Origin of the sequence: Cupriavidus sp. 2KB_3 (genome assembly GCF_052115685.1) — a bacterium.
GTDB lineage: Bacteria > Pseudomonadota > Gammaproteobacteria > Burkholderiales > Burkholderiaceae > Cupriavidus > Cupriavidus campinensis.
The window spans coordinates 102173-123177 of record NZ_JBFRHD010000002.1 but is presented as its reverse complement, the minus strand read 5'-3'; the positions used below and the strand labels follow the sequence as shown (position 1 = coordinate 123177).

At 62.2% G+C, this 21005-nt stretch carries 17 protein-coding genes and 1 pseudogene; 10 read left to right on the top strand and 8 right to left on the bottom strand.

Annotation, left to right across the window (positions count from 1 at the left end; translation table 11 throughout):
- The first annotated feature begins 6 nt into the window (after positions 1 to 6).
- Both AB4120_RS02330 and cmdF read left to right on the top strand, forming a co-directional pair.
- On the top strand, positions 7 to 1326 hold the full coding sequence (locus AB4120_RS02330; RefSeq protein WP_316248502.1) for a sigma-54-dependent transcriptional regulator: 1320 nt from the start codon (positions 7 to 9) through the stop codon (positions 1324 to 1326).
- Between the two features lie 61 nt (positions 1327 to 1387).
- On the top strand, positions 1388 to 3004 hold the full coding sequence (gene cmdF / locus AB4120_RS02325) for a tyrosine 2,3-aminomutase (RefSeq protein WP_149136826.1): 1617 nt from the start codon (positions 1388 to 1390) through the stop codon (positions 3002 to 3004).
- A 25-nt stretch (positions 3005 to 3029) separates the two neighbouring features.
- Here cmdF and AB4120_RS02320 read toward each other — a convergent pair whose 3' ends face one another.
- The 3 genes from AB4120_RS02320 to AB4120_RS02310 form a co-directional block, all read right to left on the bottom strand.
- On the bottom strand, positions 3030 to 5126 hold the full coding sequence (locus AB4120_RS02320) for an ATP-dependent helicase (protein WP_187645090.1): 2097 nt from the start codon (positions 5124 to 5126) through the stop codon (positions 3030 to 3032).
- A gap of 191 nt (positions 5127 to 5317) precedes the next feature.
- Complete coding sequence (locus AB4120_RS02315) at positions 5318 to 5857, bottom strand: TlpA disulfide reductase family protein (RefSeq protein WP_149136825.1); 540 nt, start codon at positions 5855 to 5857, stop codon at positions 5318 to 5320.
- A gap of 66 nt (positions 5858 to 5923) precedes the next feature.
- Entirely contained in the window at positions 5924 to 6400 is a 477-nt protein-coding gene (locus AB4120_RS02310; protein WP_441641820.1) for a thioredoxin fold domain-containing protein, read from the bottom strand.
- A gap of 154 nt (positions 6401 to 6554) precedes the next feature.
- Between AB4120_RS02310 and AB4120_RS02305 the strand changes: the two genes are divergently transcribed.
- On the top strand, positions 6555 to 7157 hold the full coding sequence (locus tag AB4120_RS02305) for a hypothetical protein (protein WP_149136824.1): 603 nt from the start codon (positions 6555 to 6557) through the stop codon (positions 7155 to 7157).
- Between the two features lie 40 nt (positions 7158 to 7197).
- The gene (locus AB4120_RS02300; RefSeq protein WP_149136823.1) at positions 7198 to 7857 is read left to right on the top strand and encodes a LysE family transporter; all 660 of its coding nucleotides are present in this window, start codon (positions 7198 to 7200) and stop codon (positions 7855 to 7857) included.
- Positions 7858 to 8127: 270 nt separating this feature from the next.
- Here the strand turns inward: AB4120_RS02300 and AB4120_RS02295 are convergent.
- Positions 8128 to 8721 (bottom strand): annotated as a pseudogene (locus AB4120_RS02295) (ATP-binding protein); the annotation flags it as partial.
- 237 nt (positions 8722 to 8958) lie between these two features.
- On the opposite strand from AB4120_RS02295, the gene AB4120_RS02290 reads away from it, so the two are divergent.
- The 4 genes from AB4120_RS02290 to AB4120_RS02275 all read left to right on the top strand — a co-directional run bounded on the left by AB4120_RS02290 (position 8959) and on the right by AB4120_RS02275 (position 13865).
- Positions 8959 to 9984, top strand: a complete 1026-nt coding sequence (locus AB4120_RS02290; protein WP_441641840.1) for a tyrosine-type recombinase/integrase — start codon at positions 8959 to 8961, stop codon at positions 9982 to 9984.
- A gap of 365 nt (positions 9985 to 10349) precedes the next feature.
- The gene (locus AB4120_RS02285; protein WP_441641819.1) at positions 10350 to 11672 is read left to right on the top strand and encodes a hypothetical protein; all 1323 of its coding nucleotides are present in this window, start codon (positions 10350 to 10352) and stop codon (positions 11670 to 11672) included.
- 562 nt (positions 11673 to 12234) lie between these two features.
- Entirely contained in the window at positions 12235 to 13527 is a 1293-nt protein-coding gene (locus AB4120_RS02280; protein ID WP_441641818.1) for a hypothetical protein, read from the top strand.
- Positions 13497 to 13865: a hypothetical protein gene (locus AB4120_RS02275; protein WP_441641817.1), complete on the top strand. Its 369-nt coding sequence runs from the start codon at positions 13497 to 13499 to the stop codon at positions 13863 to 13865. Before AB4120_RS02280 ends, AB4120_RS02275 begins: the two co-directional genes overlap by 31 nt.
- Positions 13866 to 14084: 219 nt before the next feature.
- Here the strand turns inward: AB4120_RS02275 and AB4120_RS02270 are convergent, their stop codons facing one another.
- A complete protein-coding gene (locus AB4120_RS02270; RefSeq protein WP_441641816.1) occupies positions 14085 to 14579 on the bottom strand; it encodes a transposase in 495 nt (164 codons plus the stop codon).
- A gap of 287 nt (positions 14580 to 14866) precedes the next feature.
- Here AB4120_RS02270 and AB4120_RS02265 point away from each other — a divergent pair, with 287 nt between their 5' ends.
- Together AB4120_RS02265 and AB4120_RS02260 are read left to right on the top strand one after the other, a co-directional pair.
- Complete coding sequence (locus AB4120_RS02265) at positions 14867 to 15196, top strand: helix-turn-helix domain-containing protein (RefSeq protein ID WP_441641815.1); 330 nt, start codon at positions 14867 to 14869, stop codon at positions 15194 to 15196.
- A 187-nt stretch (positions 15197 to 15383) separates the two neighbouring features.
- Positions 15384 to 15524, top strand: coding sequence for a hypothetical protein (locus AB4120_RS02260; protein ID WP_441641814.1), 141 nt, complete (start codon positions 15384 to 15386; stop codon positions 15522 to 15524).
- A gap of 115 nt (positions 15525 to 15639) precedes the next feature.
- Here AB4120_RS02260 and AB4120_RS02255 read toward each other — a convergent pair whose 3' ends face one another.
- The 3 genes from AB4120_RS02255 to AB4120_RS02245 are packed head-to-tail and all read right to left on the bottom strand — an operon-like array spanning position 15640 to position 20652.
- A complete protein-coding gene (locus tag AB4120_RS02255; RefSeq protein ID WP_441641813.1) occupies positions 15640 to 16842 on the bottom strand; it encodes a phosphorylase family protein in 1203 nt (400 codons plus the stop codon).
- The gene (locus tag AB4120_RS02250) at positions 16839 to 17324 is read right to left on the bottom strand and encodes a hypothetical protein (protein WP_441641812.1); all 486 of its coding nucleotides are present in this window, start codon (positions 17322 to 17324) and stop codon (positions 16839 to 16841) included. The genes AB4120_RS02255 and AB4120_RS02250 overlap by 4 nt, the downstream gene beginning before the upstream one ends.
- Positions 17317 to 20652 (bottom strand): hypothetical protein, encoded by a 3336-nt coding sequence (locus AB4120_RS02245; protein ID WP_441641811.1) that lies wholly within the window; start codon positions 20650 to 20652, stop codon positions 17317 to 17319. The genes AB4120_RS02250 and AB4120_RS02245 overlap by 8 nt, the downstream gene beginning before the upstream one ends.
- Between the last annotated feature and the right edge of the window lie 353 nt (positions 20653 to 21005).

The following is a 21005-nucleotide window of genomic DNA, read 5'->3' as shown; positions in this document are numbered from 1 at the left end:
ATGGCGATACAAGACGGATTGCGCGTGCTGTTTGTGGAGGATGAGCCGCTGGTGCGGCAGGCCACGGCGCAGAGCCTGGAACTGGCCGGGTTCGCGGTGCTGGCGCTGCCCTCGGCGGAGGCGGCCATGCCGCATCTGTCCGCCGACTTCCCCGGCGTGCTGGTCACCGATGTGCGGCTGGGCGGCGCGAGCGGGCTCGATCTGCTCCACCACTGCCGCAACGCCGCGCCCGGCGTGCCGGTGATCCTGGTCACCGGCCACGGCGACATCACGATGGCCGTGCAGGCCATGCGCGAAGGCGCCTACGACTTCATCGAGAAGCCGTTCGGGGCGGACCGCCTGACCGACACGGTGCGCCGCGCCCTGGAGCGCCGCGCGCTGGAGCTGGAGAACGTGGCCCTGCGGCGCGAGCTGGCGGGCCCGGCGGCGGGCACGCGCATCATCGGCCGCTCGGCGGCGATGGCGCGCGTGCGCGACCTGATCGCCAACGTGGCGCCCACCGATGTGCCGGTGATGATCAACGGCGAAACCGGCACCGGCAAGGAACTGGTGGCGCGCAGCCTCCACGCGCTGTCCACCCGGCGCGACGCGCCCTTCATCGCCCTGAACTGCGGCGCGGTGCCCGAGGCGATCTTCGAGAGCGAGATGTTCGGCCACGAGGCCGGCGCCTTCACCGGCGCGGGCAAGCGCCGCGTGGGCAAGCTGGAGCATGCATCAGGCGGCACGCTGTTCCTCGACGAGATCGAGAGCATGCCGCTGGCGCTCCAGGTGAAGCTGCTGCGGGTGTTGCAGGAGGGCACGCTGGAGCGGCTGGGGTCGAATACCTCGGTGCCGATCGACGTGCGCATCGTGGCGGCGGCCAAGGGCGACATGGAGGGGCTGGTGGCGCAGGGCGCCTTCCGCCAGGATCTGCTCTACCGGCTCAACGTGGTGACGATTCCGCTGCCGCCGCTGCGCGACCGCCGCGAGGACATCGTGCCGCTGTTCGAGCACTTCATGCTGGTGGCGGCCGTGCGCTACCAGCGCCCCGCGCCGATCCTCTCGGAGATGCAGCGTCAGTCACTGATGCAGCGCCCGTGGCCCGGCAATGTGCGCGAGCTGCGCAACGCGGCGGACCGGCTGGTGCTGGGCGTGCCCGAGGGCGTGAGCGGCAAGCCGGACACCGTGGACGACTCCACCCCGCTGCGCGAGCGCATGGAGCACTACGAGCGCGCCGTCATCGCCGATACGCTGGCGCGCACCGGTGGCGCGGTGAGCCAGGCGGCGGATCTGCTGCAGGTCGGCAAGGCCACGTTGTACGACAAGATCAAGCGCTACGGACTGTAACGGGCTTGGTACACTCGGGGCCCTTCGCCTCGTGCGCCCCCTGTGATTGCTGATCCGCCCCATGTCCGAAGTCACCCGCTCCGCCTTGCCTGCCGCCGACATCGACGGCCATCAACTTACCGCGCCTGCTGTTGTCGATGTGGCGCGTGGCCGCCGCGCCGCGCGGGTGCCGGGCGCCGTGCTCGACAAGGTGGGCGAAGCCCGCGCGCGCTTCGAGCAGGTGGCCTCGGCCAATGTGCCGATCTACGGCGTCTCCACCGGCTTCGGCGAGCTGGTTCATAACTGGGTGGATATCGAACACGGCCGCGCGCTCCAGGAAAACCTGCTGCGCAGCCACTGCGCCGGCGTCGGCCCGCTGTTCGCGCGCGACGAAGTGCGGGCGATGATGGTGGCGCGCGCCAACGCGCTCTCGCGCGGCTACTCGGCCGTGCGCCCGCTGGTCATCGAACAGTTGTTGAAGTATCTGGACGCCGGAATCACGCCGGCCGTGCCGCAGGTGGGCTCGCTGGGCGCCAGCGGCGACCTCGCGCCGCTCTCCCACGTGGCCATCACGCTGATCGGCGAAGGCATGGTCCTGACCGCCGATGGCGGCACCGCGCCCACCGCCGAGGTGCTGCGCGAGCACGGCATCGCCCCCATCGCGCTGGCCTACAAGGAAGGGCTGGCGCTGATCAACGGCACCTCGGCCATGACGGGGGTGTCCTGCCTGCTGCTGGAGACATTGCGCGCCCAGATCACGCAGGCCGAGATCATCGCCGCGCTGGCGCTGGAGGGGCTGTCCGCCTCCGCCGACGCCTTCATGGCCCACGGCCACGACATCGCCAAGCCGCACCCGGGCCAGATCCGCTCCGCCGCCAACCTGCGCGCGCTGCTGGCCGATTCCGACCGCCTGGCCGGTCATGGCGAGCTGTCCGCCGAGATGAAGACGCGCGCCGGCGACGAGAAGAACACCGGCACCGGCGTCTTTATCCAGAAGGCCTACACGCTGCGCTGCATCCCGCAGGTGCTGGGCGCTGTGCGTGACACGCTGGAGCATTGCGCCACGGTGGTCGAGCGCGAACTCAATTCGTCGAACGACAACCCGCTGTTCTTCGATGATGGCGCGCTGTTCCACGGCGGCAACTTCCATGGCCAGCAGGTGGCGTTTGCGATGGACTTCCTCGCCATCGCCGCGACGCAGCTGGGCGTGGTGTCCGAGCGCCGCCTGAACCGGCTGCTGAGCCCGCACCTGAACAACCGCCTGCCGGCCTTCCTGGCGGCCGCCAACGAGGGGCTGTCGTGCGGGTTTGCCGGCGCGCAGTATCCGGCCACGGCGCTGATCGCCGAGAACCGGACGATCTGCAGCCCGGCCAGCATCCAGAGCGTGCCGTCCAATGGCGACAACCAGGACGTGGTGAGCATGGGGCTGATTGCGGCCCGCAACGCGCGCCGCATCCTCGACAACAACCAGTACATCCTGGCCATCGAACTGCTGGCCGCCTGCCAGGCCGCCGAACTGGCCGGCGCGGTGGAGCAACTGGCGCCGACGGGCCGCGCCGTGTTCCACTTCGTGCGCGCACGCGTGCCGTTCCTGGCGATGGATCGCTACATGACCGATGACATCGAGGCCGTGGCCGCGCTGCTGCGCGACGGCGCCTTGCTGGATGTAGTGCGGCAGGCCGGCGTCGAACTCGTCTGATTGGATTTTCAGCCGGCTGCCCGGCCTATTTCCACATATCGCGCATGCGGCTGGCCAGGTCCACCTGGGGCAGGGGAGCCTTGGCCGGCGCGTCGCCGGGCATCGGCGGGGGCGGCCAGGACCGGCTGTAGAAGTTCGGCATCACCCGGTTCGGCAGGAAGCGCGTGCGCGACGCGTACACGTGGCGGTCGCCAAATCCTACCTGCTGATGGACGTAGAAGCGCTGCGGTACCACGATGTCGAGGTGGTCCTTGGCGCGCGTCATCGCCACATAGAGCAGCCGGCGTTCTTCCTCGATCTCTTCCGTGGTGCCCGTGGCAAGGTCAGACGGCATGCAGCCATCCACCGCATTGAGTACGTAGACCGCCTTCCATTCCTGGCCCTTGGCCGAATGGATCGTGGACAGGATCAGGTAGTCCTCGTCGCGCGAGGGCACGCCGGACTCGTCGCTGGACGCGCTTGGCGGATCGAGCGTCAGTTCGGTCAGGAAGCGCTCGCGCGAGGCATAGGTGGCCGCGATCCGCTCGATCTGCTGGAGATCGGCCTGCCGCGCGGCGGCATCGTCGTGAATGCGCTCCAGATGCGGCAGGTACCACGCCACCACCTGCTCGTACTCCGATGGCCACGGCGAGGCAGGCGCCATCAGCCCGCGTGCCAGGGCGATCAGCTCGGCCCAGGCTGGTGCGGCGGCGGGCGGGGGCTCGAAGGCTTCCAGCGCCAGCAGCGGTTCGGTGGCCGCTTCCAGCCCCTCCAGCACGCGCGCGGCGGTCTTCGGGCCCACGCCGGGCAGCAGTTGCAGGGTGCGGAAGCCGGCCATGCGGTCGCGCGGATTCTCCAGCCATCGCACCACGGCCATCACGTCCTTGACGTGGGTCGACTCCAGGAATTTCAGGCCGCCGAACTTCACGAACGGGATGTTGCGGCGGGCCAGTTCGATCTCGACCTGGGCGCTGTGGTCGGCGGCGCGGAACAGCACGGCCTGCGCCATCAGCGTCAGCCCGGCCTCGCGCCGCGCCAGCACCTGCTCCACCACGAAGCGCGCCTGATCGGCCTCATCGTTGACCACCACCACGCCCGGCTTCTCGGCTGACTCGCGCAGGGACCACAAATCCTTGGTGAATCGCTCGGCAGCCAGCCCGATCACCGCGTTGGCGGCGGCCAGGATCGGCTGGGTGGAGCGATAGTTCTGCGCCAGCGTCACCTGATGCGCGGGCGGCGAGAAATGCTGCGGAAAATCGAGGATGTTGCGGACCGTGGCGCCCCGGAACGCGTAGATCGACTGGGCGTCGTCGCCCACCACGGTCAGGCCGCGCCCGTCCGGCTTCAGCGCGAGCAGGACCGACGCCTGCAAGGCATTGGTGTCCTGGTATTCGTCCACCAGCACGTGGTCGAAGCGCGCGGCCATGTCCTGCGCCAGCGACGGCTCGGTCAGCGCCTGCGCCCAGTAGAGCAGCAGGTCGTCGTAGTCGAGCACCTGCTGCTTCTGCTTGGCGGCCACGTAGCCGGCGAACAGGGCCTTGAGCGCGTCCGCCCACATCGCATAGCGCGGGAATTGTGTTTTGAGGATCACTTCCAGCGGCAGCTGGGTGTTGACCACGCGCGAATAGATCGCGAGGCAGGTTTCCTTGCGCGGAAAGCGCGAGGTCTGCTCGGAGAGGCCGAGGTCGTGCCGCACCACGTGCATCAGGTCCGCTGAATCGCCCCGGTCGCTGATGGTAAAGGTGGGCGCCAGCCCCAGGGTCTCGGCGTACTCGCGCAGCAGCCGCGCGCCAATGGCGTGGAAGGTGCCCGACCATTGCAGCGCCGCCCGGCCCGCGCCGGTGCTGGTGCCCAGCGCCTGATCGACGATGCGCTCCACGCGGCGGCCCATCTCGGCGGCGGCGCGGCGCGAGAATGTGAGCAGCAGGATGCGGCGCGGATCGGCGCCGCCCAGCACAAGGTGCGCCACGCGGTGCGCCAGCGTGTTGGTCTTGCCCGAACCGGCGCCGGCAATGATCAGCAGCGGCGCATCCCCGGCGTGCGACGCCGCCGCGCGCTGCTCCGGGTTCAGGCGGGACAGATAGGCGGGGACGTCAGCGGGAACGTCGGGGGCGTCAGCGTCGAGAACAGGATCCGGGGGCACGGGCAGGGCAGGGACAGGAGGGAGGCTGAGAAAATTCTGGCGCTCACTGTATATCCATACAGCAGGCCAAGGCAAGCCGGGCGGAAGGACGGGGCCATCGCGCAACAAAAAAGGTGCCGCAATGGGCACCTTTGGAAGACGTTCTGAGACGATGCCTGGCGATGGCGGCTTGGAGCGTCAGGTCGGCGGAATCAGGCCGCGCTGGCCAGCGCGCCGTCGAGCAGCTTGTGCAGCGACTCCCATTCGGGCTCGCCCACGTAGCGCTTGAGAATTTTCCCGTTCTTGTCGACCACGAAGGTCGTCGGGGTGAGCTGCACGTCACCGAAGGCCCTGGCTGCCGTGCCGTCGGAGTCCATCGCCACCTTGAACGGCAGTTCGCGCGTCTTGGCGAAGTTGGCCACATACATCGGCGGGTCGTAGTGCATGGCCACGGCGACGAAATCGAGGCCCTTGCCCTTGAACTGCTGGTAGGTCTTGATCATGTCGGGCATTTCCTTGACGCACGTGGTGCAGCTGGTGGCCCAGAAGTTGATCAGGTAGACCTTGCCCTTGAGGTCGGCCGTGCTGACCTTCTCGCCCGAGAGCAGCGTGAAGGTGGCGGCGGGCACGGTGCTGGACGGCGCCAGCGCGCGGTAGCCGAAGACACCCAGCACGGCAAGGACGACCACGGCGACGAGGATCGGCACGATCGGGCGGCGCTTCGGGGCGGTGGAGGCGGTGGAATCAGACATGGGAGGCAGTCCCGTGAGATGGATCGGCGAGAAATCGGCGAGAAATCAGCGCAAGGCGTCGCTATTCTACTTCCGGGCGATCTTGGCGCGCGCGGTGTCCAGCGCCTGCTCCAGGTAGGCGCCGTAGAAATCGCCCTGCAAGCCCAGCAGCGCGTTGGCCACGGGCTGGCCGTTGGCGTCGAGGAACAGCACGGTCGGCGCCACGGAAACATTGTGGGCGCGCGCCCACTTCTTGGCGGTGGTCATGGTGCCGTCGATGTCGCGGATCGGCGTGTCGGCGGTCATGTCCACTTCCCGTGCGGCGATCTCGCCGGCGGCCACTTGCGGCGCGAGGTAGTTGCGGCGCACGGTCTCGCAGTAGCTGCAACCGGGCAGGCTGACCAGCACCACCAGCGGCTCGCCGGCCTTGGTGGCGGCGGCGGTCTGGGCGGCCACGTCGGTCACGGCGGGCAGGTGGCCCCCCGCCGCGTGGGCGGCGCCGCTGGCCAGCAGCAGGGCCGCTAGCCAGGGCAGGGCACGAAAGATGGACAGGCGTGGACGCATAGGGGGGCGAAACTCGGGGGCGAAACTCGCAGAAAATCGATGCGGCGACGAGCGGTCGCGCGCGACTTCCCGGATAATACCGGCTTGCGCCAGCGGGCGTGCGAGTGGCCGAAGACGCACCCGCTACCGCGCTTGCCTAATAAGAATGCTCTCCATGCTCCGCCAGCCCCGCCGACCGCTCCGTTCGCTTCCCCACGCCATCCTGCCGTCGCTGGTCCTCGTGCTGCTGGCGGCGCTGGCCGGCTGCTCGCCGCGCTATGACTGGCGCACCATCCTGTCCGACGAAGGCCAGTACGCCGCGCTCTACCCCGGCAAGCCGACCAGCGCCGCGCGCGACGTGGCGATTGCCGGGCGCAAGCTGCCGATGACCATGGAGGCGTCCCGCATCGACGACACGCTGTTCGCCGTGGGCGTGGTCACGTTGCCCGCCGACGACGCGGCGCTGCGCCGCGAGGCGCTGGCGTCGATGCAGGCCGGCCTCGTGGCCAACCTCGGCGCCCATCCCGAGGCCCCGGCGCGCACCCGCGCGATCACGGTGACATCGGCGGCCAAGCCGCCCGTGGCCCTGGAGGGCGTGGAATTGACGGTGACCGGCGTCTCGCCGCAGGACAAATCGCCGCGCCGGCTCACCGCGCGGCTGGTGGCGTCCGGCACGCGCGCGTACCAGGCCGTGGTGCTGGAGGCGGGCGACGCCGCCCGCGACGCACGGCAGGCCGAGCAGGTGGAGCAGTTCCTGACCGGATTCCATCCGTTCTGACAGATTTTTGTGATGTAACTGACGTTCCAGGGAGAACAAGATGCGTTGGGAAGTGTGGCTGGCGTATTTCGCCGCGTGCTGGGTGATCGCGATTTCGCCGGGGTCGGGCGCCGTGCTGTCGATGAGCCACGGGCTCTCGTACGGGCTGAAGAAGACCACGACGACGATCATGGGCCTGCAACTGGGCCTGGTGATCATCCTGCTGATCGCTGGCGGCGGGCTGGGCGCGCTGCTGCTGGCCTCCGAAGAGGCCTTTGTGGTGGTCAAGACCATCGGCGCGGCCTACCTGATCTATCTCGGCATTCAGCAATGGCGGGCGAAGGTCGAGTCGCAGGGGGATGGGGAGGGCAATGCCGAAGGCGCGGCGGGCCGCGTGCGCGTGGCTGTGATGAGCCGCCGCCGCCGGTTCGCCACCGGCCTGCTGACCAACGTGACGAACCCCAAGGGCATCATCTTCATGGTGGCCGTGCTGCCGCAGTTCATCGACCCGACCCATCCGCTCGGGCCGCAACTCGCCATCCTGGCCGCGACGATGTGCGGCGTGGATCTGGTCGTCATGCATGGCTACGCGCTGCTGGCGTCGCGCATGCAGGGCCTGTTCCGCAACGCCCGCGCGGTGCGCTGGCAGAACCGCTTCTTCGGCGGCGTTCTGGTGGCCGTGGGCACGGCGCTGTTCTTCGTGCGCCGGCATCCGGCCTGACGCTTCTGCCTGAACCCTCTGGCGGAGATTGCCAAGATCCGGCTGGCGCCTGCCGGCCGGGTTTGCTTCAATGGGGAGAGACCGTTGCCGGAGATCCCCGATGCCTGCTGTACTGCGCTCTGCCCTGACTGCCTTGACCGCCCCGAGTGTCCTGACCGCCGCGCACCGGGAGCCGCCTCCCGAGCCCCCGCCGCCCGGCCACCCGCCTGACCTCCCGCCGATCGAGGAGCCGCCGCCCCCGCCGGTGGAACCCCCGGTCTAAGCCCCGGCCTAACCCGCCCGCAGCGCGCGCCGGTACTGGATGGCCTCCGCCACATGCGCGGCGGTCAGTACGGCCGCGTCTTCCAGGTCCGCAATCGTCCGGGCCACCTTCAGCACCCGGAAGTACGCCCGGGCCGACCAGCCCAGCTTCTGCATCGCCCCGCGCAGCAACGCCTGCGCGTCGGCCGCCAGCGGGCAGTGATCGTCGATGGCGCGCCCGGACAACTCCCCATTCGGCATGCCCTGCCGGCCCAGTTGCCGCGCCCGGGCCGCCACGGCCCGTGCGCGTACCGCTGCGCTGGCCTCCCCGGGCGGGCCATCGAAAATCTCCTGCTGGCTTTGCGCCGGCACCTCGATCTGCAGGTCCACGCGGTCCAGCAAGGGCCCGGACACCTTCGACTGATAGCGCTGGATCTGGTCCGGCGTGCAGCGGCACGGCCGCGACGGGTGGCCGAGGTAGCCGCACGGGCACGGGTTCATCGCCGCCACGAACTGGAAGCGCGCGGGGAAGTCCGACTGGCCCGCCGCGCGCGAGATGGTGATGTGGCCGGTCTCCAGCGGCTCGCGCAGGACCTCGAGCACGCGGCGCTCGAACTCTGGCATTAGGTGCCACAGACTGTATGTCTGGTTTGCAAGTCCTTCTTTTGAGGTACTGTTGGCGCGCAACTGGAGACCAATGTGTTGTCTGAACACCGATACAAGGTCGTATTAGTCCGCCCCCATGAAGAGTTCGCGACACCTTCGCAGGTCTTGGCTGTCGCCCAAGTCAGCTTGCGGCCAACGGAAGGTTTTCGGCTTCTTGACCTCAGGCAGTTGGCAATCATAGTCGACGAAGCTGGAATGCCGGTCCGGCTGGTAAATCAGTTCTTGGCGCAACTTGCTTTGCGCAGCAGAAGCATGACTGGAGACACTGTTAGGTCGTATGCGGAGGCCGTTGTCGCGTGGTTACGCTATTTGGACGACGCGAAGGTCAAGCTCGTTGACGTTACGGAGGAGGATCTCGGCCTGTATCGCAACCACCTTATCGCACCGTTGCCTGGCGAGAAGAGTCGTAAATCCCCAGTCACTGCCAATCACCGCTTAGTTGTCGCAGCTGAACTACATCGGTGGGGGGAGCGAAGCGGTGAAATTCGGTCTCCTTTGGGGCGACATCTAGTCAATCATCCGGCACCAAAGAGAGCGCACTCAGACATCGCTACTTATCGCCGAAGCAGCGAATCGTACCTCGCAGCGGTCGACAAGAGGCTACCGAGAGTCTTGACACGAGAGGAGATTCTGCGCCTCTTCCAGATAGCGAGGATGCCATTCCGGCTGATGTTCCGCTGGTGCCTCACCACCGGTCTGCGGAGATCGGAGATCTGCAGTCTGACGCTACAGCACCTGCCAACACCCGAGCAGCTGGGAGTCGCAGTTGGGCAACTGGTGACCGTCGAACTACTTCGAAAGGGGTCAAGACTGCACACTATCGTCGTGCCGCCAAGCCTTGTCGAAGAGACTCGCTGGTACGCCCTTATGGAGAGGCCAGTAGCATTCAGGAAAGACGCGGAGCCGATTTTCCTAGGGGCACGTGGCGCACCGATCTCACGCGCGTCGCTGACAAGGCACTTCCGAGAATGCGCTGATCACATCGGAAGCCCCGCCACACTGCATCACCTGCGCCACACTTTTGCAGTTCATGTCCTCCATGTTCTGGATTGCTTCGCGGCACGGGGAAATCCGATGAACTCTCTGAAAACTCTTCAGGTGATGATGGGCCACGCGTCGGTGGAAACCACCGAGGTCTACCTTCAGGCCATGTCCGTCTGCAGTGACGCCGTCCGTGAGGCGCTGGACTATCTGTATGGGGGAACCTTGTGCGAAGTCTAGTGAATTGCAAGTGTGCGGGCAGCGTAGTCAAGATCACCTGCTCCGGCAACATCAGCGCTCGCCATTGGGATTTTGAAGAGGCGGGCTTCAGTCCCATCGTGGCCGGAGCACTGGCAAGGGCATTTGTCGCGAATGTCGGCCACACGTCTATCGAAAATTGTATGCAGTGCTGGCGCGCCATCCGGTACTTTGCTCGATCACTCCAAGACGAGCGGATGATAGACGAAGCGCGATTGCCACAGGATGCGCTTCTCCGATTCAAAGGCTGGCTATCCGGTCGATCCGATAGCCCGAAGACCTCCCAGGCTCATCTGAACTTCGTACGTCGACTCATCCTGTGGTGTACCAGAAACGTACCCCAATCCGTGGATCGCCGTATCCGGCTGACGGTTCCTCCATTTGTGGTGGTCAAGCAAGAACGCATATCGAGGGCTTTGCCCAACGTGTTGGTCAAGCGTATCTTGACCGCCTGCTATCAGGAAATTGAGCAGGCCGAGTACCGCATTGGTTTGGGTTGCCATCTTCGGGTGTTTCATGGACCACCTAACCCTCGCTCGCTTTTAGAACGGACATTTCGAAGCATCCTTTCTTTTGGCCGCGACGGTACGGCGGGGCAAGTTTATCTACTCGCCAATAAGGGCGGCTCCGCACTTAAACTCGCAAGCAAGTTCGGCGGTCTGTCGGAGGTTGATTCGTATCTGCGCCTCAAGATCGATCAAATGTTTCCGTTCTACCTTGCCATCCTCGTCCAAACCGGGGCGAACCCGATGGCGCTGTTACAGGCTCGGTGTGATTGTGTTCAGCCCCATCCTATTCGCGAGGATCTGGAGCGGCTGATTTGGGCAAAGCCCCGCGCCGGCCGGGAGCAGTTTGCCGATTTTCCGTGCCAGAAGACATGGTCTGCTCCTAACCTGGTCCGAAGATTGGCGCAATTGAATGAGCCATTGCGCTCGATGTGCCGACCAGAAGAGGCGAACGCCTTATTCGTCGCATCGAGTCGCCGTCAATCGTTGGTGGCCGCCGTGGTGTCATGGCAATCATTGCACAACCAGCTGAATGCATTTGTGCAAAGGCACGGGCTGGATAGCTTTTCCTTCTCCAACTTTCGGGCCACCGTGGCGCGAGCCCATCACCTTGCGTCACAGTCGATCGAGGTGGCTCAACGACGCTTGAGCCACCAGTCGCCCACAACGACCGCGCTGTACACGCCCGCGTCGGACCGCGCACGCGAACACGAAAGGATGATTGCCCGATTTCAGGGACAGCTCGTGACTTCGGCAATGAAGAAGCAGGTCAATAGGTCGCCGGACAGTCCTGCCCCTGCTGGTACTCCTTCGGCGTTGTATGAAACTGTTTTTGGCTTCGCTTGCCGCGATCCTCTCTCGGGAATTGCACCGAACAGCGTCGCGGGGAAGACCTGTTTGCAATTCCATCGTTGTGCAAGCTGCCCAGGCGCGCTGATTCCGCTCGACGATGTCACTGTCGTTGCGCGGCTCGTGGCTACTTATGAGGAACTACAAAGGGCGCGCGCCCGCGCTGTTCAAGAAGGATGGAGCATACGATTCCGAGCACTCTACGAGCCCACGTTGCGTATTCTCGGCGATGACATCCTGCCGGCGGTATCTGATTCCGTGATGGCGCGCGCGCGTGGTCTGGCGAATCGATGGGTGCTTCCTCGGCTGGAGTAGGCTTGTGCATGAACGTACTATTCGCAAGACACGGAACAAATGGTTCCTCAGCACTGGGGCACTGTACGGTGATGAGCCTCTGGAGTTGAACTGGTTGAAGGCACTCCCGGCTACTGGAGGATCCAGGCATCAGAGAGCCTACTTGCTTTCCAGCATGAAAGGATTGATGGAGGCACTTCTCGTCAATAGACGGGGCTACGGCGGAGCTGGTGTAAGTGCGGGCACGACCATGAATTGGTTCAGACTACTGCGCTACCTGATGGCCTGGATGGCTGCCCGGGACCTTTGGCGATTTTCTCAGTTGAGTCCTGATCATCTCCTGGATTTTCTGAGATCGATTTCGGCGCGACACGAACCAGACGGCATTGTGGCGATGTCATCGCTGCGGAACTGGTTGTCCCTTTTCGACCACATGTGGCATCTACGCCGGGAGTATCCAGCCTCCCTACGGGTTGACCCAGCTCCCCTGCGCTTGGAAGTCTCGCTCAACATCAAATCGAGGGCCAATTTACCCTGGAAGCCCCTCGAGGAAGCGGAGGCTCTACGGCTCATCCGAGATGCCTTGGAATGGATCGACCACCACGGTGACGTTGCGAAATCCATTGTCGACCGCATGTGGCAAGAAAGGCGTCGACACGTTGGCCTTAGCCGTCTGGCCAGACTTCGAAAGGTGCGCGCGCTGTATATGGACCTGGATACGGAGGCGTGGGTCGGGCCAATTCGTGCGTCCCTTGGCATGGAAAACTCACCCATCGATTCCGTAGTGACGCGCCTGATGACTCTTACCGAAGGCGCATGCATCATCGCACTGCTGTTTCTCGTAGGGATGCGCTCCAGCGAGCTGGTTCGGCTGGATGCCGACTGCCTCTGCTACGAAGGAGAGCCAGACGATCGCCTTGGTTACGTCTACGGAGTCGCGGCAAAAAAAGGTGGGCAACGTCGGCGCTGGGTCGCCGCCGAACCAGTGGCGGGGGTGATCCGATTCCTCGTTGAGCTTTACGAAGAGATCCGCCGCGATGCACGCCAGGGTGCCTTGTTTCTGAGGAAGGCCCAGGCAGCACCAATTCCTCTGCCCGATCGCACAGTGCACCGGATGGACGTCAGCGTGTTGGCGTCGAAGATGATGGCGTTTGCGAACGCGCCGTACCGACGAGGTCCATCGCAATGCGGATTCACGCTTCACCCGCACATGGCCCGCAAGACCTTCGCCAGGTTTGTGGTGCTGCGAGACAAGCAGGCACTGGAGTCGTTGGCGTATCACTACGGGCATGTGTATCGTTCGCTGACCGATGGTTCGTATGTTGGCTCGGACATTGCATTGGCACGTCTGATATCGGAAGAAGACCGTAGAGAACTTGCCATCGCACTGACTGATCTTCTGACGAGCGGCAACGTCGGAGGAAAAGCCGCAAGAGTGCTCATGCGACGCTTTGACTCGCTCAGTGAGGCACCACGCCTTCGAGGTAAGAAAGCCGTCCAGTCGATGGTCAAACGGTTGATTGCAGAGGGTGTTCAGCTGGCGCCGTGTGACTGGGGATACTGCGTCTACTCTCAGGCGATGTCTGCCTGCGGCGGTGACATGCGAGGCCCGAATGAGGCTGGCCGGTCACCGGACGTTTGTGCCAGCTGCGCGAACTTTGCGACAACCGACCGCCATCGTCCGTATTGGAACGAGCGCCTCAGCAGAGAGGAAGCGTTCTTGCGCAACAATCTCCCTGCGCAGACCCGGGCGATCGTCGAACTTCGGGTTGATCGATCCCGAGAAATCCTATCCCAGCTCGTACGCGGGCCGTCAGGCCGTGACATCGATGCAGGAGACTTGACATGCCAAAGCAGCAAGCCGGACTTGGAGTAGTCGAAAGAGTCGATGCGGTCCTCGCTCTCCAGCGACACGAGAACCTACCCGTGTCGATTGCAGCGGTCTGCCGATTGGCCCAAGTCAACCGCGCCAGCCTCTATGTCCATCATCCAGCGTTGGTCGAGCGGATCAAGGGCCTTCGCCCTACCAGCAACCGCCAGCCGGCGCGTAGCGCGAAGACCGTGTCATCGGCTGAACTGCGTAAGCGACTGCAAGCGCAGCTCCAAAGGAACCGGGCGTTGTTGCTTATCTGTCTCGAACTGGACTGTGAGAACCAGCGGCTGAGAGCACGCTTGGCTGCAGGTCAAGCACTGAAGAGTAAGAACATGCGATAAGCTGGCTCGTGCCGCTAGCCTTGCTTGTCAGTCTCCCCGAGGTGACCCAGCTCAAGGATGGTGGGCTCTTGCCACACGGATGGCGGCATGAGAGCTTGTTCGGAACATTGATACCGAACCCCTTGCGCAGCACGTCGTTGCGCGTGCCGGCGAACATCGCCGATAAACGCTGCACGCGCAAATGCGTTAGATTTTCGCCAGCAACGGTGCCGTATCATCTCAACGGCTATCCAGATCTGCCGCCCATTCAGCGAAATACGCCGCTACCGTCGCCGGCTTGGAAAAATCGAGCATGAAAAATGAGCCTCCCCGCAACGCGTAATACTTGAAGATCTCCCTTCGTACGCGAGTCAAGACATCCGGCGTGGCTGCCTCATTCATATCTGCGCCTGCGGCATTCCAGATCTCTCTGTGGTAGAGGCAGGTGTCAAGGTCGGTATCGTCCCTAGCTCCCCGCACTACGTACCCGTAGACGACCCTGCCTTGATTCTTAAAGGGAATCTGCCTCAGTGTACAGCGGTTGTCGAGCCACTTTAATCCGATCGCAGCCGCCTCTTGCAGGTCATTTGAGAAGGTCCAAGTGACCCGGTCATCTACGTCTTCGACCGCATACCGTGGGAAACCGAAGCGAGCCCAATAGTAAATTAGCTCGGTCGGATGATGGCAGATTGCGCGGCCCACGGGCTTAACTACTGGAGGGATATCGGTAACCATGTTCCCAACGCTCGGCGAAGGCTTCGGGGCGTGGTGGACCAACTTGCAAGTATGGATTTGCGCATCACATGCTTCCGTTGATTGTTTGTCCATGCCGCCACCGTTCAAGAATGTCCTGACTTCCGATAGGAGGTCTGCACCAAACTTCCCTCGTTTCCCAAACGTCTATCGAAGCGCGGCTTCCCAGTTGGAGGAGTTGCCCAGCAACGTTTGCCATCCGTCCGCTGAGTCTGAATTCTACGAATATCGTAGGGAAATGCAATGCGAAATCTACGATATTCGCAAGAATGGGAAAGACGGAGCCAACTACCGTATTCGGGCGTCGCTTGCGTCAAGCAAGGCGGCGGGCCGGTATTCCCCAGGACAAGTTGGGCGTTGCAATCGGCTTGGACGAAACCACCGCCAGCGCACGTATCAGCCGCTATGAGACCGGCGTGCACGAACCGTCGGTCGAAATCGCGCGAAAGCTTGCAATGGTGCTTAAGGTACCAACTGCGTATCTTTATTGTGATCAGGATGAACTCGCGGAATTTCTTCTCGCGTGGCCGCACCTAAACAGGGTCGACAAAAGGGAAATTGGGTATATCGTTGAAAGCAGGCTGTCGTCGAGGGCCTGATCGGAAACGACCCAGAGAGGAACGACCGGAAGCAGCCAGCCACCACAATGTGTGCGCGCTGGCTGTCCGGCTCCTGCAAGCCGTCGCTCGGCACAACTGAGCGGGTGGCCTGGGTGGCCGTGGCGCTCATGTTGCCCCTGCGAAGCTGCGGGCAGCGACACCACACTGGATTCGGCACACGCACGTCATGCATGCGCTGGTCAAAGCTGTCGAACTCTCCGCGATGCGCGACAACCTGCGTCACGCATCCATCTCGGCCACCTGGATCCACCTGCATGCCGATGATGCCAGGCGTGCCCGGCAGTTCGGGCAAACTTTTAGCCGCTGATTCATGAACCGAGGTCTAAGGCAGCACTAGCCGGTGCCTGCAGGTAATCAAGAGCAATAGGGCCGAAGGGGACGCGTTTGGTGCCGAGTGCTCTGCCGAGCTGTGCGCACAGCGCTCAGTATTTCGGTGCCCTAAAGTAGCGCCGTACAATTTCCAACGCAGTTGCCGCGCTGATATGAGCACAATAGGATTGAAAATCGTCGGCCTTCGCTCGGTCCGCGAGATCTGACACCGCTTTGATGCAGAGCGAACGCACAGGCGCACCGGCGTGGTTTGCCGCTGAGTAGTAGAGTCCATAGCACTCCATGTCTACTGCGGCAATCTTCCGATGCTGCTTTCGAAAGACCTTCTGGATGTCGACCGAGGCAATGACCGAGCTTCCCGTCACCATTGGCCCCACTACAAGCTTGGACGCCACATCCGGATGGGCGCCGTTATAAACGGCGACCAATTCCGGCAGCTTCGTTTCCGCACTACGCGCCTCGGCAACCAATTCGGCGGCGCCATCTCGTTGATCTAGGGCGGTTGCCAGGTCACCCTCATCTCCCCACTTTCCTGCTTGCCAATCCCAGCTCTTATCGGCGACCACAATATCGCCAATTCTGACTTGATCGGAAAAGCCACCGCATATGCCCGTCATCAGGATGACACGCGGGCGGAACTCATAGAGCAGGGCTGTTACCGCATGGGTGGATGCAACTGGACCCATCTGCGACAGGTGGGCGCAGACTACCCTTTTCTCCATGCCCGGACTGAGGGCGACAGAGCCTGTGCGATAGAGAATATTCCTGTTCAGGAGCAGCTCTTCTCCCATCTGAAGTGGCCATGTCGCATAGACGGCGTCCAGCTCGAATCGTAGTGCGTTGATGACGCAGATGTCATAGTCGTTCGACTCGCGCGCATCCCCAATGCGGCGATGCATCAGCAACAACGATGTCAGTGATTCTTGCCAAGCTACTTCGCCCTGCGTGACATGCAGTACTTGCGTTACCAGGCTGCGAAAATCGTTAGCAAAAGTCGCTGACGCATCCCAGTCCGCCGTGATGCCGAGTATGTGGTGCGGCGCTGGAGTTGTCCCATCCTCGACGATTTGCCGCAGTAGCTCCACGCTATTCGCTCCCTGGGGCAGCGCGCCGGCCCGCGCCGGCAGAAGTACGTCGATGAGCAGGGCATCGACTGTCTCGTGACTCAGGATTACGCGCGCAGCAGCAGCATGTTCGGCGGTTAGAATGTCCTGTGCTGTCGCGCCCTTGTCGATCAAGAAATTGCGAACCAGGTCGACCTTCTGCGTGTCATCGTCAACAATCAAGAATCTCATTGCATATCCAAAAGATGTGCGGCCGAAAGAATTTCTCGTAACGCCTGTTGCCAGGCGCCGTGCTGCCCCGTGTAGTGAATCACGCCAAGGAACCGGCTATCCAGTTCGCTTCGCAGCATTTCCTCAAGTCCCCTTGGGTCGCGACGCCTTCCATCACGAGGCAATACAAACTCCTCATACTGCGTCAGGACCACACTCTTCGTCGATGTCGTCTCAGAATCAATGAATCGAAGAATGTCGGCGCCGCCAAATCCTTGAGGCTGTCCGCCCCCCCTTCTGTCCTTTACGAAATCAAACGTCGGTATCGACATATCGATGATGGCGAACGTGACATCAATGTCGCTCAATACCGAGACAGAACTGGCCAGTGACTCTGCCGTCTGTATCACAACATCCGGTGGCAAGACGTCGCGCAAGAATCTCACGATGGTGCGCTGCTTCGGTTCGTCATCCTCCACAACAAGTACAGTTCGCTTACTCATAGGCTTCGAAGACCCCCTCCCTTTCGTAAAGAGGTACGGTCAGGCGTGTAAACCACTGCCCCTCTTTAATCCCGAAATCGAATGGCTGCTCACACAGTTCACGTGGTACTGAACGCGTCAGGCGAGCCAACTTGGGGAATCCGGATCCTCCCTCCCGATTGATCAGTTCCAGCGGAAGTTCGCCAATGTACTTGGCCCGCAACACACTTAGACCTCCGGATATCAATGCCTTCATCCTGTCGTCCGACAATGCGCTATGTGACTCGAATGTGAGGAGTCGATGGTTCGCGTCAAACTCACAGTAGAGCTCGATAGGCGGGAGGTCGACGGAGAGCCCGGAATGCTTCCACGCATTCTCAAAGATAACGAACAGGCAATCCATTAGGACGGCAAGGGCGGATGTCGTGAGTGGCAGCGGTTTGGGGGGCAGGCTCTTCAGTTGAACGTTAGCAGGAAACCTCCTATGTACGTTCCTGGTCGCCACCGAGGCAATCTCGATGGCGTCGGCCAGTTGATAGTACTCGCCTGATCCCGCGCTGGGTAACCTGAACCAATTTGCGACCGTGTCGCACTGCGACTTGGTCATGGTCGATGCTGTCGTCAACGTTGTGATCAACGGCAAGTATTTCTGTCCCATCGAACGAAGTGTCTGCTTCAGCAATTCCACCCTGCCATGCAAGGCATTGGACAAATCCTCGTTGACATACGCTCGCAGATCCGCGACACCGTATTCGATCAGCTTCCAGAAAATGAAGTATCCGGAGTTGAGGAAGGCTTGAAATGACGGCGGTCGTTCGGCCAAGCCGGCTGCAAGCAGCTTGGCCAAAGGTGGCGACACAACCTGCGTGAACGCGCCGTTTGGCTTATCTGGACTACGTACCTGAACTCTCTGGTCAACGAAGTTATCGACAAGCGAGCGGATATCTGTTGAGAATGCCTGCATCGCACTAAGCACCACCTCCTTCTCATCCTTCGACAGGCGGAGTGTATCGCCCCAGCGATTCTCGAACGCTTCCTGAGAAAATCCAGTGGCGGAGTAGAGCAGTCCCTGCTCCTCAAGCGGTCCCAGTATTGTTCCGCGCAGACTTCCGTGACGAATCCGGACGCTCAAGTAAGTATCCAGTCCATCCGTCGGATCCAGGAGGAATCGCTTATAGAAGCGATCCACGACGTCGATCAGCAACGTATCGGCCGCAGTGGGCTTGCCCTCCGAGAATTCCTTGAGCACGTCGATGTTGTCCGGGTCCAGGGCAAATCGACGAAGCAAGTCGTCCACCGAGCGACCACCGGACGTACTCTCACTGAGACGCCGCCAGCGCTCGTAGTCCTGCCCCAACTCTTTTTCCGCCCAGCGCGTGATGGCCGACTCGTTCACAAACACGCGCGTCTCATCAATACGTTCGAGCCCCCGTTGCAACGTCTGGTCAAGGGTCAGGTCCTTGATGCCCTCGGCATACTCTGCCTGGGAATCCTGGTCCCACCCGAGCAGCAATTGCAGAACTGCCATGCGCTCCACGCGCACTTCCGCCGTCGACTCGAACTGGTGGCACATGGAAAGGTTTTCTTCCACCCAAACATCGCGAAGAAAGGCGATCAACTGCTCCTTGCGGTCGTTGTCAGCTACCGCAAAGTCATCGGCTACGCTCTCCCGCATGCCGGATTGAAGGAAACGCCGACATGCCATCTTGCAGATGTACCCAACCGACGTTGCCCCACGCGCCAGAAACTCGTAATGCGCCACGAGTCCGACCTGGATCGGATCGAGATCCTTGAAGTGCATCCACTTCCAAGCGGAGAAGAGGGTGTCGGAAGGAAACTCTATGGCGTACCGGTAGTCCTTTCGGAACCAGGCCTCAAGCAATTGGACAACCGATTCGCATTGTCCTTCCTTGATCAGGACAAGCGCATCAAATTTTGCGCACTGCCGCTCCCAATAGGGTCCTCTATCCCGCAGACTCTGGAGGAGTGCCCTGAGCTCTTCATACTTCTGTGCCTCCAGGAGTCGTTGCGCAAACCATAGGTGCAGGGGGCCAGGCTCCGGAAATACTTCGTAGAATCCCCACCGACTCAATGCAATCAGCTGGTCAGGGGCAGTTTGCTTGCCGACACTAGCCAGGTAGGCAAGAACAAGCCGCCGTGCGGTATCCGAACCAAGTGCCGCCGCATCTTGAACACAGACGCTGTCTGGAAGCGTGATCACGGAGAAGCCAAGTACGCGCTCCGACGCGACGCCGCTCGACGCATACAATGCCGAATTGGCAACCGCCGGTCCTATGTCCAAGCCCCTAAGGTTGAGCCCCCATTTCATTAGCTTGCCAACGGTCTCGTAGGCGGCAGCGCCTTCGGTCCGACAACGCGCCAAGTCGCCAGCAATCGTCAGCGGGAGCGTCGACGTCTCTCCGCTAACGTGGCCGTAGAGCTCTTGATACAGCTCGTTGGGTTGGGCAAGAATTTCGGTAGGTATCGCCTCTGCATCGTCCAGACCAAGCAGGAGCTTGTTCAGACGGTGATCCTGGTACCCTGCGCTTATCAGCGATTTGACCAGCCTGTGCGCTGTCGGAATCAGATCGCATAGATCCGGGTCGCATGCAACATACCCGATCGCTTCAATGATGCTTTCGTAGTAGTCCACGAGAGAGGAGCTGATGTCGCGACACAAAATGTTCGGCAGTGCCCTTCGTGGCGTTTCAACGAGTGATAGCGCTCTGTATTTCAGATAGTCAACCAGCCAGGGAGTAATTGACTCCAGCCTAGGAAACGAATTATTGCATTTCCCGTAAACGGCATCGTACGAGAATGCGTCATCGTTCCTGTCCTCAAGAATTTGAAACAGCAGTCCCGGAATGCTGTTGACCGCAGTGGCCTGCAGCTCGCCAAGCCACGCCCGCTGCGCCTGCGTCCCGTCTGCAAGCTGGAGTAGCGCAGCGCGCAGCTCGACGGCCCAAAGGGTCCAGCCCGATGTACGGACGGTTGCATCGAGCTTGTCTTTGGCATCGGCCAGCCGATTGGCCAGAACAAGCTTCTGGAGCTCGCTTGCGGCTCGCCGGAAGGCGTTGATTCTGGCTGCATGCGGTTTAAGCCAGTGCTCCGACCAAAGGAACTCTGACTTAAGGGGTAACGGTATCAGGGCAGTCTTCGCCCAGATGAGTTCTGAGGGTTTCTTCAGGCCCGACGAGAAAAGCGTCCTTGCGGTCTGCTGCGCAGATGCGCGGAAGGCGCCGAGGATGGTGCCATACTCGCTCGGGGGGCGCGACGCACGCAGTTCGCTCAGCAGCTGTGTGGCGGCTTGACTGTGCGAGCCGTCGGCATTGCGGAATTTGCTGCGCATCCATGAACTGGAAGGAGCCATTTAGTCCTATCTCAAAGGGATTGTAATGACGGTTCAGCAGGGCGCGTCAGACTTGCGTGTGGTCTCGCGTAACTTGCTAGGAGGCAGCGCCAATGCATTCTAATTGCAGCTCGTGACATAGCCGCTTCGATTGAGTCAATGGTCCTCATTTGAAGGCAGTGCTGCCCAGCGGCACCAGAGCCTCTTGATTCGTGGCCATTGCCAGTCCATTAAGTGATGTTGTAACCGCAATATGGCACGCTAAAATCCGAGCGTCCAGCCCACCATCGTGGTGTTTTCGCAGACTGCGGTCACGGGCGCCACACTGGGGAACCGTTACACTCGTCGGCTGC